At 61.0% G+C, this 14,578-nt stretch carries 5 protein-coding genes and 4 pseudogenes; 7 read left to right on the forward strand and 2 right to left on the reverse strand.

The window, feature by feature from the left end:
• Nucleotides 1–36 precede the first annotated feature (36 nt).
• Nucleotides 37–593 (reverse strand): annotated as a pseudogene (locus L0A91_RS19530) (hypothetical protein).
• Nucleotides 499–5,058, reverse strand: a pseudogene (gene gltB / locus L0A91_RS03680) (glutamate synthase large subunit). The pseudogenes L0A91_RS19530 and gltB overlap by 95 nt, the downstream one beginning before the upstream one ends.
• Nucleotides 5,059–5,413: 355 nt before the next feature.
• Here gltB and uvrA point away from each other — a divergent pair.
• From uvrA to gap, 7 genes and pseudogenes are all read left to right on the forward strand, one after another.
• Entirely contained in the window at nt 5,414–8,065 is a 2,652-nt protein-coding gene (gene uvrA, locus L0A91_RS03685; protein WP_235246514.1) for an excinuclease ABC subunit UvrA, read from the forward strand.
• 91 nt (nt 8,066–8,156) lie between these two features.
• On the forward strand, nt 8,157–8,651 hold the full coding sequence (locus tag L0A91_RS03690) for a Rieske (2Fe-2S) protein (protein ID WP_235245911.1): 495 nt from the start codon (nt 8,157–8,159) through the stop codon (nt 8,649–8,651).
• A 38-nt stretch (nt 8,652–8,689) separates the two neighbouring features.
• Nucleotides 8,690–10,602, forward strand: a pseudogene (gene uvrC, locus L0A91_RS03695) (excinuclease ABC subunit UvrC).
• A 10-nt stretch (nt 10,603–10,612) separates the two neighbouring features.
• Nucleotides 10,613–11,503 carry an RNase adapter RapZ gene (rapZ, locus tag L0A91_RS03700; protein ID WP_235245912.1) on the forward strand — a complete coding sequence of 297 codons (891 nt, stop codon included), beginning with the start codon at nt 10,613–10,615 and terminating at the stop codon, nt 11,501–11,503.
• Nucleotides 11,504–11,569: 66 nt separating this feature from the next.
• Entirely contained in the window at nt 11,570–12,469 is a 900-nt protein-coding gene (gene yvcK / locus L0A91_RS03705; RefSeq protein WP_311198130.1) for a uridine diphosphate-N-acetylglucosamine-binding protein YvcK, read from the forward strand.
• Nucleotides 12,470–12,473: 4 nt separating this feature from the next.
• Nucleotides 12,474–13,452 (forward strand): annotated as a pseudogene (gene whiA, locus L0A91_RS03710) (DNA-binding protein WhiA).
• Between the two features lie 117 nt (nt 13,453–13,569).
• Nucleotides 13,570–14,577 carry a type I glyceraldehyde-3-phosphate dehydrogenase gene (gene gap / locus L0A91_RS03715; RefSeq protein ID WP_235245913.1) on the forward strand — a complete coding sequence of 336 codons (1,008 nt, stop codon included), beginning with the start codon at nt 13,570–13,572 and terminating at the stop codon, nt 14,575–14,577.
• Nucleotide 14,578 lies beyond the last annotated feature (1 nt).

Consider the following 14,578-nt stretch of genomic DNA (forward strand, 5'->3'; position numbering starts at 1 on the left):
CGGTATGCCCGGCTCGGCTCAGTTGTTGGGCTGCGGCTAAACCGGCAGGGCCGAACCGATGACGGCCACGGTCTTTCCGCTGAGCCATTCGGGCTCATGGACAGTGACCAGACCATTGTCGAAGGCGCGGTCAATGATGGAGACCTCGACCTGCTTAATGGTGACGGCCGGTTGGGAAATGCTCAACACGCAGGCGGTCTCACAGGGCGCGGGGCACAAACGACCCGTGAACTCTGGGAAGTTGTTCGTCGCGTGCAGACGTTCGATCGCCTGGCGATAGTTGCCTCGCCGAGTCAGGTCATTCCACTCGGGAATGAGGTTGCCAAGGGACAGCCCTGATGGCAGAAGGGGATGCCGCAGTCCATGCAGCGGCCGGCCTGACGCCGCAGCACAGTGTCGTCCTGTGCGGTGTGGACCTCTTTCCAGTCCATGATCCGCACCGGGACAGGTCGGCTCGGTTGCGCTTCGCGCTGGGGTGTGTTCAGAAAGCCTCTGGGATCAGCCACGAGATTCCTCCAAAATGAGTTGCCAAGCTTCTGAGCCATCAGGGTCTTGACCCCGGCCTTGTGCTTCCTCGCGGATGCGCAGGACATTGGCGTAGTGACGGGGCGTGACGCGAGTGAATCGCGCCAGCGAGGTAGCAGGGTCGTCGAGTAGCGCTTGTGCGACGACGGACCCAGTTAACTCGAAGTGCTCCTGAATCTGAGCCAGTAGTTCCGCAGCCTGACCAGACTCGGGGTCAACGCGGGTCAGTGTGAGATCGCCTGTGCTGGTCGCCAACGAGTTGACGCGGCTTTCGTCGAGGTCAAGCACGTACGCGTTGCCTCCCGACATCCCAGCGCCCAGGTTGCGACCGGTGGTGCCAAGGATGATGGCCGTGCCGCCAGTCATGTACTCCAGGGCGTGGTCACCAACCCCCTCAACGACAGCAAGGGCGCCGGAGTTACGCACACAGAAGCGCTCACCAACCCGCCCGCGCAAGTTGAGTTGACCTGAGGTAGCGCCATAACCGATCACATTGCCAGCGATGACTTGCTCATCGGCAGCAAACGGGCATTCCTGCGGCGGTCGCACGACAATGCGGCCACCGGAGAGTCCTTGCCGACATAGTCATTGGCGTCCCCAACGAGCCGCAGAATGATGCCGGCTGGCAAGAAAGCACCAAAAGACTGCCCCGCAGAACCGTTGAGGGTGAAGTCAATCGTGCCGGTTGGCAAGCCGGAAGGGCCGCCAGCCTTAGTGACTTCGTGACCCAGCATGGTGCCCACGGTGCGGTTGACATTGCGAACATCAAACGTCGCCTGCACCGGCGTGCCGTCTAGCAGGGCTGGTTGAGCGGCCGCAATCAGTTCGTGGTCCAGAGCCTTGTCCAGCCCATGATCCTGCGCGACCATTCGGCGCAACGGAGTGCCTTCCGGCAACTCTGGCTGGTGCAGGACCGGGGACAAGTCTAGCCCAGAAGCCTTCCAGTGCTTGATGGCAGCGTCGACGTTGACCAAGTCGCTGCGCCCAACAAGCTCATCAATCGTCCGATAGCCCATGGAGGCCATGAGCTCGCGAACCTGCTCAGCAATGAACTCAAAGAAGGTCACGACAAACTCTGCCTTGCCCTCATACCGCTCCCGCAGGATTGGGTTCTGGGTAGCAACACCCACCGGGCAGGTGTCGAGGTGGCAAACCCGCATCATGACGCAGCCGGACACGACGAGGGGAGCGGTGGCAAAGCCGAACTCCTCCGCGCCGAGCAACATGGCTATCAAGACATCGCGACCGGTCTTTAACTGACCATCAACCTGCACGGTAATGCGGTCGCGGAGACCGTTGACCAGCAGAGTTTGCTGAGTCTCCGACAGGCCAAGCTCCCAAGGTGTGCCAGCGTGCTTCAACGACGTTAGCGGGCTAGCACCGGTGCCGCCGTCGTGCCCAGAGATCAGGACCACGTCGGCGTGCGCCTTGGAAACGCCGGTAGCAACGGTGCCCACGCCGACTTGACTCACCAACTTGACGTGCACCCGCGCCGACGGGTTCGCATTCTTGGCGTCGTGGATCAGTTGAGCAAGATCCTCGATCGAATAGATGTCGTGGTGCGGCGGTGGCGAGATTAATCCAACGCCGGGGGTGGAGTGCCGAGTTTTAGCAATCCAGGGATAGACCTTGCCGGGAGGCAACTGTCCACCTTCGCCGGGCTTGGCCCCCTGTGCCACCTTGATTTGAATGTCGTCGGCATGGGTGAGGTATGCGCTGGTGACGCCGAAACGACCGGAGGCAATCTGCTTGATGGACGAACGGCGTTCTGGATCAAGCAGTCGCTCAACATCCTCGCCGCCTTCACCGGTGTTGGATCGACCACCCAACCGGTTCATCGCGATCGCCAAGGTCTCGTGAGCCTCGGCTGAGATCGAGCCATAACTCATCGCGCCGGTGGAGAACCGGGCACAAATGTCGCGAACCGACTCGACCTCATCGATCGAGATGGGCTCCCGGTCAGATTCAGTCTTGAACAGCCCACGCAACGTCATCAACTGCTCGGCTTGGTTGTCCACCAGGTCGGTGTACTGCTGGAAGATGTCGTAGCGCTTGCTGCAGGTCGCGTGCTGGAGTCGGAAGACCGTCTCTGGGTTGAAGAGGTGCGGTGGTCCTTCACGGCGCCACTGGTATTCGCCACCAACCTCCAAATCACGGTGGTATGGCGGGATGCCCGACAGCGGGTAGGCGACAGAATGTCGCTGGGCCACCTCAGACGCGATGACGTCAAGGTCAACGCCGCTGATCTGGCTTGTGGTGCCGGTGAACCACCGGTCAACGACAGCCTGTGAGAGGCCGACAGCCTCGAAGGTCTGTGCTCCGCGGTAAGAACTCACAGTGGAGATGCCCATCTTGGACATCACCTTGAGCACACCCTTGCCCAACGCCTTGATCAGGTTGCGGATAGCGACCTCAGGGTCGAGCCCATCGAGTTGCTGGCCCGAACGACACAGGTCCTCGACGGTTTCCATCGCCAAGTAGGGATTGACTGCGGCAGCACCGTAGGCAACCAAGGTCGCTACGTGGTGCACCTCGCGGACGTCGCCGGCCTCAACCAGGAGACCGACTTGGGTTCGCGTGCCTTGACGTACCAGGTGGTGGTGCACGGCGCTGGTCAGTAACAACGACGGGATGGGTGCATGCTCGCGGTCAGCGTGCCGGTCTGAGAGCACAACGAAGAACACGCCGCGCTCAACAGCTCTAGTTACCTGCTCAAAGATCTCTTCAAGGCGGGCCTCAAGCGCTTGAGCGCCGTCGTCGACGCGGTAGAGACCGCGAATCACGACGGGAGCGAAGTCGGGGTGGTCTCCGTCAAGGTTGATGTGCCGCAGCCGAGCCAACTCGTCGTTGTCAATCACCGGGAAGTCGAGCTCGACCTGGCGGCAGTGCAACGGCGATGAGCCCAGCAAGTTGCTCTGCGGGCCGGTTGCGGCCTTGAGCGACGTCACAACCTCTTCACGGATCGAGTCCAGCGGTGGGTTAGTGACCTGCGCAAAGCTCCGACGAAGTAGTCAAAGAGCAATCGCGGTCGCTGAGAGAGGGCTGCGATCGGGGTGTCGGAACCCATCGCACCCAGCGGCTCGATCCGGCTTGCGCCATGGGAGCGAGCAGGATCCGCAACTCTTCTTCGGTGTAGCCAAAGATTTGCTGGCGACGAGTGACGGAGGCGTGGGTGTGGCGAACGTGCGCACGCTCGGGGAGATCCTTGACGTCGACTCGGTTGTCCATTAGCCAGTCGGCGTAGGGCTCGGTAGCAGCCAACTCGGCCTTAAGGGCCTTGTCGTCCACGATCTCTCCGGCTGCCGTGTCAACCAAAACATATGGCCGGGCTCAACACGGCCCTTCTTGATGATGGTGCTCTGATCCAACGGAAGAACACCAGACTCGCTGCTCAGGACCACGAGGCCATCGTTGGTGACCCAGTAGCGCGATGGGCGCAGGCCGTTGCGGTCCAACACGCCACCGACCTGGGTGCCATCGGTGAACACCAAGTTCATCGGTCCATCCCAGGGCTCCATCAGGCTGGCGTGGAAGGCGTAGAAAGCCCGCAGCTCCGGGTCCATCTCCGTGTTGTTTTCCCACGGCTCTGGAACCATCATCATCACCGCGTGCGGCAGCGAGCGGCCACCGAGGTGGATGAGTTCAAGGACTTCATCAAAGGTCGCGGAATCGCTCGCTCCGGGGGTGCAGATCGGCATGACCTCGGAAAGCTGCCCGGGAAGACCTCACTCGCGAGACTGCTCTCGCGGGCGTTCATCCAGTTGCGGTTGCCGCGGACCGTGTTGATTTCACCGTTGTGCGCGATGGTGCGATACGGGTGCGCCAGCGGCCACGACGGGAAGGTGTTTGTCGAAAAACGCGAGTGCACGATGGCAAGCGTGCTGGTGTATAACTCGTCGCCCAGATCCGAGAAGTATGCAGGCAACTGGTCTGTTGTCAGCATTCCCTTATAGGTGATGGTCCGCGTCGACAGTGAGGCCGGATACGTCTCGGTGCGGCGTTCGATGGCCTTGCGGGCGAACCAGGCCCGCCGCTCAAGAGCGAGGCCGTTTTCTCCGTTTGGCCCACTGACGAATACCTGGCGCATGACCGGCATTGCCGCGAGTGCCATCGATCCCAACATGTGGGTTTCGACGGGGACTTCGCGCCAACCCAGGACAGTGAGATCCAGCGAGGCGAAAGTGTCGTCTATTTGCGAAACAACGTCATCGGCACTGCCATCTGAGGGCAAGAAGAAGATGCCAGCGGCGTAAGAGCCGAGTGCGGGCAACTCAAAGTCAAGCACCGAGCGGAAAAACTCGTCAGGCAACTGGGTGAGGATCCCGGCGCCATCGCCAGAATCAGGCTCGGCGCCGACGGCCCCTCGGTGGTCAAGTTGTGCAGTGCTGTCAGGGCGTGCGCCACGATCTGATGAGTCGGGACGCCACGCAAGGTGGCAACAAAGGCAACGCCGCAAGCATCATGCTCGTGCGCACCGTCATAGAGGCCTTCAGGACTACGGCCAGCTGTGGAATAAGTTGTGTCTGGGCTCATGTTCACCGTTCAGGGGCAGGACGAATTATTCGTCGAGTCGAGACGGTCGGGGCCACGCTGACCCGACAGGTGACTCGATCTTACCGATGAGGAGGTCAGTGAGTCCACTTAGCATGGGGTTTGTGCCAGTTGAAACGAGTTCCCCACGCGCCCGCCACGACAAATTAGTTGTCCGCGGGGCTCGAGAACACAACCTGCAAGACGTCTCGATCGACATTCCGCGCGACTCATTAGTCGTGTTCACCGGGCTTTCCGGCTCCGGCAAGTCATCCTTGGCCTTTGACACAATCTTTGCCGAGGGCCAACGCCGGTATGTCGAGTCGCTCTCGGCGTATGCCCGCCAATTTTGGGCCAGATGGACAAGCCGGATGTCGATTTCATCGAGGGTTTGTCCCCTGCAGTCTCCATTGATCAGAAGTCAACCAACCGCAACCCGCGATCGACTGTGGGCACCATCACCGAGGTCTATGACTACCTCCGGTTGCTCTACGCACGAGTGGGCCACCCGCATTGCCCCACCTGTCACGAGCCAATCGGTCGTCAAACTCCGCAGGACATTGTTGACCGGCTGATGGACTTGCCGGAAAGCACTCGCTTCCAGGTGCTAGCCCCGGTTGTGCGCGCCCGCAAGGGTGAGTTTGTGGACCTGTTTGCCGACCTGCAGGTGAAGGGATTCTCTCGAGCCCGCGTCGACGGAGACATCGTCTCGCTCGCTGAGCCGCCGACGCTGGAGAAGCAAAAGAAGCACAGCATCGAGGTTGTCGTGGACAGATTGGTGGCCAAGGGCGATGACCCGAAGGTCAAACGACGGCTGACCGACTCCGTCGAGACGGCGTTGGGCTTGGCTGATGGCGTCGTCGTGGTCGAGTTTGTCGACGCTGCAGATCCCGAGCGAAACCCGCACGGCTTGCCAGATCAACGACGCTTCTCGGAAAAGCTCGCCTGCCCCAATGACCACCCCTGTCAATGGATGAGTTGGAGCCGCGCTCTTTCTCTTTCAACAACCCCTTCGGTGCCCCTGGAGTGCTCGGGCATCGGTGTGGAGTTGGAAGTTGATGCCGAGTTGGTGATCAGCGACGAGGAAATGTCCATCCGTGACGGCGCGATCATCCCTTGGTCCAGCGGCGGTGGTTTGATGGACTACTTTGCGCGAGTTATCGGCGGTTTGGGTGAAGATCTTAAGTTTGACCTCGACACCCCTTGGCGTGCCCTGCCTAAGCGCGGCAAGGACGCGATCCTCAACGGCTATCAGCACAAGGTCCACGTCCAATACAAGAACCGTTTTGGCCGCGAGCGCTCATACTCCACCGGTTTTGAGGGAGTCATCCCCTACATCAAGCGCAAACACCGCGAGACTGAATCGGACCGTTCGCGTGAGCGCTATCAGTCGCTGATGCGCGAAGTGCCGTGCCCCGTGTGTCGCGGCACTCGACTGCGGCCAGAATCCCTGGCCGTCGAGGTGGGCGGCCGCAGCATCGCTGACATTTGCGCGCTCCCCATCAATGAGTGCGCGGAGTTCCTCACCTCGGTCGAATACACGCCACGCGAGCTCAAGATTGCCGAGCGAGTGATCAAAGAAATCGAAGCCCGCATGGGGTTCCTGCTCGATGTTGGCCTTGACTACTTGTCCCTGAGTCGTCCCGCCGGCACGCTGTCCGGTGGCGAAGCCCAGCGAATCCGTTTGGCAACCCAGATCGGCTCGGGGCTGGTCGGAGTCCTTTACGTTCTCGATGAGCCATCGATCGGTCTGCATCAGCGCGACAACCAGCGGCTTATCGGGACCTTGACTCGTCTGCGCGACCTTGGCAACACCTTGATCGTGGTTGAGCATGACGAAGACACCATTCACGCTGCTGACTGGGTTGTTGATATCGGCCCGGGGGCTGGCGAACATGGCGGTCACGTAGTGCACTCTGGCCCAGTCGAAGGGCTACTGAGCAACAAGGAGTCGATGACAGGGGAGTACCTCTCAGGCCGGCGACGGATCGAGATCCCTAAGCAGACGCGACCTCAGGATGGTCGAACGATCAAGGTCGTTGGTGCCCGCGAAAACAACCTGCACGATGTCAGTGTCGAGTTCCCGCTGGCCAACTTGGTGGCGATCACCGGTGTTTCTGGCTCAGGCAAGTCGACTCTGGTCAATGGGATTCTTTACAAGGTCTTGGCAAACAAGCTCAACGGGGCCAAGCACGTGCCAGGCCGCCACCGCAAGGTCGAAGGCTTGGCCGAGCTAGACAAGGTCGTGCATGTTGACCAGAGCCCCATCGGGCGGACCCCACGAAGCAACCCGGCGACCTACACCGGTGTTTGGGACCACGTCCGCAAGCTCTTTGCTGAGACCACCGAAGCCAAGATCCGCGGATATCAGCCAGGCCGTTTCTCCTTCAACGTCAAGGGTGGCCGCTGTGAGGCCTGCAGCGGCGACGGAACTCTCAAGATTGAGATGAACTTCCTACCCGATGTCTATGTCCCGTGCGAGGTGTGTCACGGTGCCCGTTACAACCGAGAAACGCTGGAAGTCCACTTCAAGGGCAAGACAGTTGCCGACGTCTTGGACATGCCGATCGAAGAAGCCGCTGACTTCTTTGCCGCCGTGCCGGCAATCTCTCGACACCTGAAAACCTTGAACGAGGTTGGGCTGGGCTACGTCCGGCTCGGGCAACCAGCCACCACGCTGTCTGGTGGCGAAGCCCAGCGCGTCAAGTTGGCCTCCGAGCTGCAGAAGCGCTCGACTGGTCGGACCATCTACGTCCTTGATGAGCCCACGACGGGCTTGCACTTTGAGGACATCCGCAAGCTCTTGGGTGTCCTGCAGACCTTGGTCGATAAGGGCAACAGCGTGCTTGTCATTGAACACAATCTGGACGTCATCAAGTCGGCGGACTGGGTGATCGATATGGGTCCTGAAGGCGGCAACGGTGGCGGTCGAGTCATTGCTGAGGAACTCCCAGCGAGGTGGCGCACAATCCAGCGAGCCACACCGGGCGTTTCTTGGCAGAGTTGCTAGAGCACCAGCGGACACAACACCAATCGGCGGCTAGTTGATCACTTCAGCGCCAGCTTTCGGCGATAGCCAACCCGCCACAATGGAGGATTCGATGAGCAATGAACATGGCACCGCAAGCAACACTTCTGTTGAGGCTGAAGGGCACCCACGTCGGTCAGTGCTGCGCGCCGGCTTGATCGCACCGGTGGGCGCCACCGCTCTTGCTGCCTGTGGCGCTTCAGAAGAGGCCGAGGACGTGGCGGAACCAGTAGCAGACGACGTTCAAGCTTCGGAAAGTGCGCCTCAGGCGACTGGTACGAGCGTTCCGACAAGCGAGATTCCCGTCGGAGGTTCAACCTTCCTACGGGATGCCAACACGGTCATCGCTCAACCGACTGAGGGCGAGTTCGTGGCCTTCGACGCCACTTGCCCACACCAGGGCTGCGCAGTCTCAGGTGCATCCGGTGGAGAGCTGATTTGTCCATGCCACGACAGCACCTTTAATCAAGCCACCGGTGAAGTGGTCTCCGGGCCCGCGACGTCTGGCCTCACCGAAGCCAGCTTCACCATTGACGGCGACTCGATCGTGCTTGAGGAGGGCCGCTGACATTACGGCCTTGACCGATCCTCGCGTGGGTGCTGGCGTTGGCTGACCCCACCACATACCGTCCTCAACCCAGCGACATTCCTGCCGAGCCTGGTGTCTACCGCTTTCGCGATAGCCATCGTCGGGTGATCTACGTCGGCAAGGCGAAGTCGCTGCGCTCTCGTTTGAGTTCCTACTTTCAAGACATTTCAGCGTTGCACCCGCGAACTCGTTCGATGGTGACAACTGGCGCAAGTGTCGAGTGGACGGTCGTCGGCAACGAGGTCGAGGCACTACAACTCGAGTACAGCTGGATCAAGGAGTTCGACCCCCGGTTTAATGTCAAGTATCGGGATGACAAGTCCTATCCCTACCTGGCGGTCACGATGGGCGAGGAGTACCCACGGGTTCAGGTGATGCGTGGTGCCAAAAACCCGGCACGCGTTACTTCGGCCCGTACACCCATGCGTGGGCGATCCGCGAGACGATGGATCTCCTGCTGCGGGTCTTCCCCGTTCGCACGTGTAGCAAGGGTGTATTTAAGCGTGCTGGGCAGGTAGGCCGGCCCTGCCTCCTGGGCTATATCGACAAGTGTTCGGCGCCGTGTGTGGGATCAATCTCTGCTGAAGATCACCGAGCTATTGCCGAAGAGTTTTGCGATTTCGTTGCAGGCAACACAAGCAAGTTCGTCCGCCGTCTCGAAGGTCGCATGCGAGAGGCGAGTGACAGCCAGGACTATGAGCAAGCAGCCCGGTTGCGCGACGACGTGGGTGCCCTCAAGCGGTCCCTTGAAAAGTCAACGGTGGTCTTTAGCGATGACACAGATGCGGATGTCTTTGCGCTGGCAGAGGACGAGCTTGAGGTCGCCGTGCAGGTTTTCCATGTTCGCGGCGGAAGGATTCGAGGCCAACGCGGCTGGGTGAGTGAGAAGGGGGCCGAAGACCTGCCAGACATCGTCGAGCACCTGCTGCAGCAAGTGTACGGCGGCGAAGGTGGCGAGGCTGTCCCGCGCGAGGTGCTCTTACCCGTCTTGCCCACCAGCCAGGATGATGTCGCAGCGTGGCTTCGGACTCTGCGTGGCTCAAAGTGTCTGTCCGGATTCCGCAACGGGGTGACAAGAAGGCCCTGATGGCGACGGTGAAGCGCAACGCAGATCAAGCGCTGGTGCGGCACAAGGTGGCCCGCTCGGGCGATCTCACGGTGCGCAGCCAGGCGCTCAGTGACCTGCAAGAGTTGCTGGAGCTCGACGATGCGCCGCTGCGGATCGAGTCATTCGACATTAGCCACGTGCAAGGAACCAACGTCGTCGGATCCATGGTGGTTTTGAGGACGGGTTGCCGCGCAAGTCCGAGTATCGCAAGTACATCGTCAAGGACGGCACGGGGGACGACACAGCCGCGATGCACGAAGTGCTAACCCGTCGATTCAGGCACCTCGTGGAGCGACCAGCCACGGAGCAGGACGAAGATCACGAGCGCTCAAACAAGTTTGCTTATCCGCCTAACCTCGTCGTCGTCGATGGAGGGTTGCCCCAGGTTAATGCCGCGCAGGCAGCGTTGAGCGAGGTTGGGTGACCGATGTGACCGTCGTTGGCCTGGCCAAGCGGCTGGAGGAAGTGTGGGTCCCGGGCTCAGACTTTCCGGTGATCCTGCCGCGCAGCAGCGAGTCGCTGTACTTACTTCAGCGGGTGCGCGACGAGGCTCACCGCTTCGCCAATACGTTCCATCGGCAGCGCAGATCCAAGTCCATGACAGTGAGCCAACTCGACGGAATCCCTGGCCTGGGGCCGGGCCGGCAGCAAAAACTGTTGGCCAAGTTTGGCTCATACAAGGCCGTGAAGGCAGCATCTCTTGACGACTTGTGTGAAGTCTCGGGGATCGGTCCATCCCTAGCCCAAACAATTTTTGACCATATCCATGCAACACAGACGGCTCCCGCCGTTAACCTAAGCACTGGAGAAGTGCTGGAGTGAAAGGAATGTGATGAGCCACGAGTTGGACAGCCCGCCCAAGAGCAGGGGTGAGTTTGTGCTGCTCACCGGCATGAGCGGCGCAGGACGCACAACCGCAGCGGATGTCCTGGAGGATCGCGGCTGGTACGTCGTCGACAACATTCCGGCCAAAATGCTCCCGCAGCTGGTCGAGAGCACCGAAGAAGAGACCGACATTCCGCGCGTGGCGGCAGTGGTCGACGTGCGCAGTCGCAACTTCGACTCCGATTTCGCGCACGCCATCACCGAGTTGGAGGCCATCGGCTGGAGCCCGCTCGTGGTCTTCATCGACGCCACGGACGAATTGTTGATCCGCCGCTTCGAAGCTGTTCGTCGTCCCCACCCGTTGCAGGGTGAGGGCTTGCTGTTGGACGGTATTCGTCGGGAGCGGCGCGCCCTGAGTGACATCCGCTCAAGCGCCGACGTCGTGATCGATACCACCTCGTACAACGTCCATCAGCTCAGTGCCAAGGTGGATGAGCTGTTCAGCAGTGAAGTCGAGACCAAGTTGCGTCTTGCCGTGATGTCTTTCGGCTTCAAATACGGCATCCCACTCGACGCTGACATCGTGTTGGACCTGCGCTTCCTGCCCAACCCGTACTGGAACCCGGAGCTGCGACCCTTTACCGGGCGCGACGCACCCGTGCGCGACTTTGTTTTGGGCCAACCGGGAGCACAGGAATACATCGGTCACGCTGAGGCTCTCTTGCGCACAGCGGTGAATGGGTACTTGGCAGAAGGCCGTCGCCACGTGACAGTGGCTGTTGGCTGCACGGGCGGCAAGCACCGCTCAGTGGCGACTGTTGAGGAAATGGTCAATCGGCTCGGTGACATCGGCGGAGTCCAGATCACCAGCTTCCACCGCGACCTGGGGCGCGAATGAACGGCCCCGGTCGTCGCGCTGGGAGGCGGGCACGGTCTTTCCGCCTCGCTCCAGGCCCTTCGCCACCTGAGCGAGCGGATCACGGCCATTGTCACCGTGGCTGATGACGGCGGATCAAGTGGCCGGCTGCGCGAAGAGTTCGACATCTTGCCGCCCGGTGACCTTCGAATGGCCATCGCCGCTTTGTGCGAAGACACGAGTTGGGGGCACCAATGGGCTGCCGTGCTGCAGCACCGTTTGGGTGGAACGGGCGAGCTATCTGGTCACGCTCTGGGCAACCTGTTGCTCATGAGCCTGTGGGAGTTGGCTGACGATCCGGTCCGGGCACTAGATGTCGCCGGCCGCTTGCTCAACATCCGCGGGCGAGTCCTGCCGATGTCGTCCGTGCCACTCGACATCGAGGCCAGCATGAGCGGCGTAGACCCCACGGCACCCGACTCGGAAGTGACGGTGCGCGGTCAGTCTGCTGTCGCTGGCAGTGACGGGCGAGTCCTTGGCGTTCGGCTCTTGCCCGAAGACCCACCAGCCACCAAGGAGGCCGTAGAGGCCATCACCTTGGCCGATTGGGTGATTTTGGGTCCTGGGTCGTGGTTCACCTCGGTCATGCCGCACCTGTTGGTGCCCGACCTGCGGCAAGCGATCGAACAAACGCCAGCGCGCAAGATCCTGACGTTGAATGTCGGCTTGCACGACGACGAAACTGAAGGATTTTCCGCGTCTCAGCACGTCGAGGTGATGAGCGCCCATGCGCCAGATCTGAAGTTCGACTACGTCATTGCCGACCCCAAGGTCATCCGGGCCGAAGAGGACGTCTTGCGCGGTGTGTGTTCGGACCTTGGGGCTAAATTGGTCATCTCGTCAGTCAGCAAAATCAACACGGTTGGTCAGCACGACACCCTTCGCTTGGCTGCGGCCTATCGCGACGTGATGTCCAGTGCACCTCAACCGGATCTTTGGGAAGTGTGAAATCGTGGCGATGACTGCGAAGGTAAAAGACGAGCTAAGCCGTCTCCCAGTGACAAAGACCTGCTGTCGCAAAGCAGAGGTTTCGACCACTTTGCGGTTTGCCGGGGGTTGCACATTATCGGCGGCCGGATCGTCATTGAGGCCGAGCTCGACACCGCTCAATCGGCGCGACGTCTGCGCACCTATATCCACGAGGTCTACGGCACACCCACGGAGGTTGTCGTGATGAGCGCAGGCGGCCTGCGCAAATCCACCCGGTATGTCGTGCGTGTCGCAAAAGATGGTGAATCCCTTGCGCGCCAAACTGGTTTGATCGACAACCGCGGCCGACCAGTGCGCGGATTGCCGCCCAGGATCGTTGGCTCTTCGGTCTGTGACGCCGAAGCCGCTTGGCGGGGTGCTTTCTTGGCGCACGGGTCCATCACTGAGCCCGGCCGATCTTCGGCCCTCGAAATCACCTGTCCGGGCCCCGAAGCAGCGCTTGCCTTGGTCGGTGCTGCGCGTCGGTTGGGGATTAGCGCCAAAGCTCGTGAGGTGCGCGGCATTGATCGTGTCGTCATCCGCGACGGTGACGCCATTGGCGCGATGCTGACCCGGCTCGGAGCCCATGATGCTGTCCTGGCTTGGGAAGAGCGCCGCATGCGTCGCGAAGTCCGTGCCACCGCCAACCGGCTGGCCAACTTTGACGATGCCAATTTGCGTCGATCAGCGCGCGCAGCGGTCGCTGCCGGCGCTCGCGTGCAGCGTGCACTGGAGCTGTTGGGACCAGACGTCCCCGATCATCTATTGGTCGCCGGGCGTTTGCGACTGGAACATAAGCAGGCCTCTCTGGAAGAGTTAGGGGGCTAGCCGATCCTCCAATGACGAAGGACGCTGTTGCCGGTCGAATCCGGCGGCTGCTGGCCATGGCTGACAAACGAGCCGAAGAGTTGGGTGTTGACGGGACAGAGGCAAATCTGACCCCGGACATGCTCGAGGATTAGGCTCAGCCAGCCCACAAGTTCCTGCTAAGCCACAGCGATTGTGTGTAGGTTGAGCAGGTAGAAATACCACCATTGACGCACAAGGGTGCGTCGCCCCCGCCAGGAAAGGTTGCCCCGATGACTGTTCGGGTAGGGATCAACGGATTTGGCCGCATTGGCCGTAACTTCTTCCGCGCCGTGCACACCTCAGGCGCTGACATCGAGATTGTCGGCGTCAATGACCTGACTGACAACGAGACACTGGCCCACCTGCTTCGCTACGACTCCATCTTGGGGCGGCTGGACGCAGAGGTCACCTCAAGCGACACCGAGATCACCGTTGATGGCCACGCCATCAAGGCTTTCGCTGAGCGCGACCCAGCGGCCCTGCCGTGGGGCGACCTCAACGTCGACGTTGTGATCGAGTCCACCGGTATTTTCACCGAGGGCAGCAAGGCCCAGGCTCACCGCGACGCTGGCGCTAAGAAGGTCATCATCTCGGCTCCGGCCAAGAACGAAGACATCACCATCGTGATGGGTGTCAACGACGAGCTGTACGACGCCGAGAAGCACCACATCATCTCGAACGCATCGTGCACCACGAACTGCCTGGCACCAATGGCCAAGGCACTCAACGATGGTCTGGGCATCGAAAAGGGCTTGATGACCACCATTCACGCTTACACCGCCGACCAGAACCTGCAGGACGCACCGCACAAGGATCTGCGTCGCGCCCGCGCCGCAGCCCTCAACATCGTGCCGACCACGACCGGTGCAGCGAAGGCCGTTGCACTGGTGCTGCCTGAGTTGAAGGGCAAGCTGGACGGCTACGCACTGCGCGTGCCCGTCGCCACCGGTTCGGCAACCGACCTGACCTTTGAGGCCTCGCGTGAGACCACCGTCGAAGAGGTCAACGAAATCGTGAAGGCAGCGGCCACCGAAGGCTCGCTGGCCGGGTTCTTGAAGTACACAGAGGACCCGATCGTCTCCAAGGACATCGAGACCGACCCGCACAGCTGCATCTTTGACGCTGGCCTGACAAAGGTCACCGGCAACATGGTCAAGGTCGTCGGTTGGTACGACAACGAGTGGGGCTACTCCAGCCGCCTGGTGGACCTCACCACCCTCGTGGGCAAGACCGCCTGAG

It is taken from the genome of Ornithinimicrobium sp. INDO-MA30-4, from assembly GCF_021535045.1.
Classification (GTDB): domain Bacteria; phylum Actinomycetota; class Actinomycetes; order Actinomycetales; family Dermatophilaceae; genus Ornithinicoccus.

Coding starts and splice junctions, on each gene's coding strand:
- uvrA (WP_235246514.1), top strand. CDS start 5,414: ATGGACAAGCCGGATGTCGATTTCATCGAGGGTTTGTCCCCTGCAGTC.
- L0A91_RS03690 (WP_235245911.1), top strand. CDS start 8,157: ATGAGCAATGAACATGGCACCGCAAGCAACACTTCTGTTGAGGCTGAA.
- rapZ (WP_235245912.1), top strand. CDS start 10,613: ATGAGCCACGAGTTGGACAGCCCGCCCAAGAGCAGGGGTGAGTTTGTG.
- gap (WP_235245913.1), top strand. CDS start 13,570: ATGACTGTTCGGGTAGGGATCAACGGATTTGGCCGCATTGGCCGTAAC.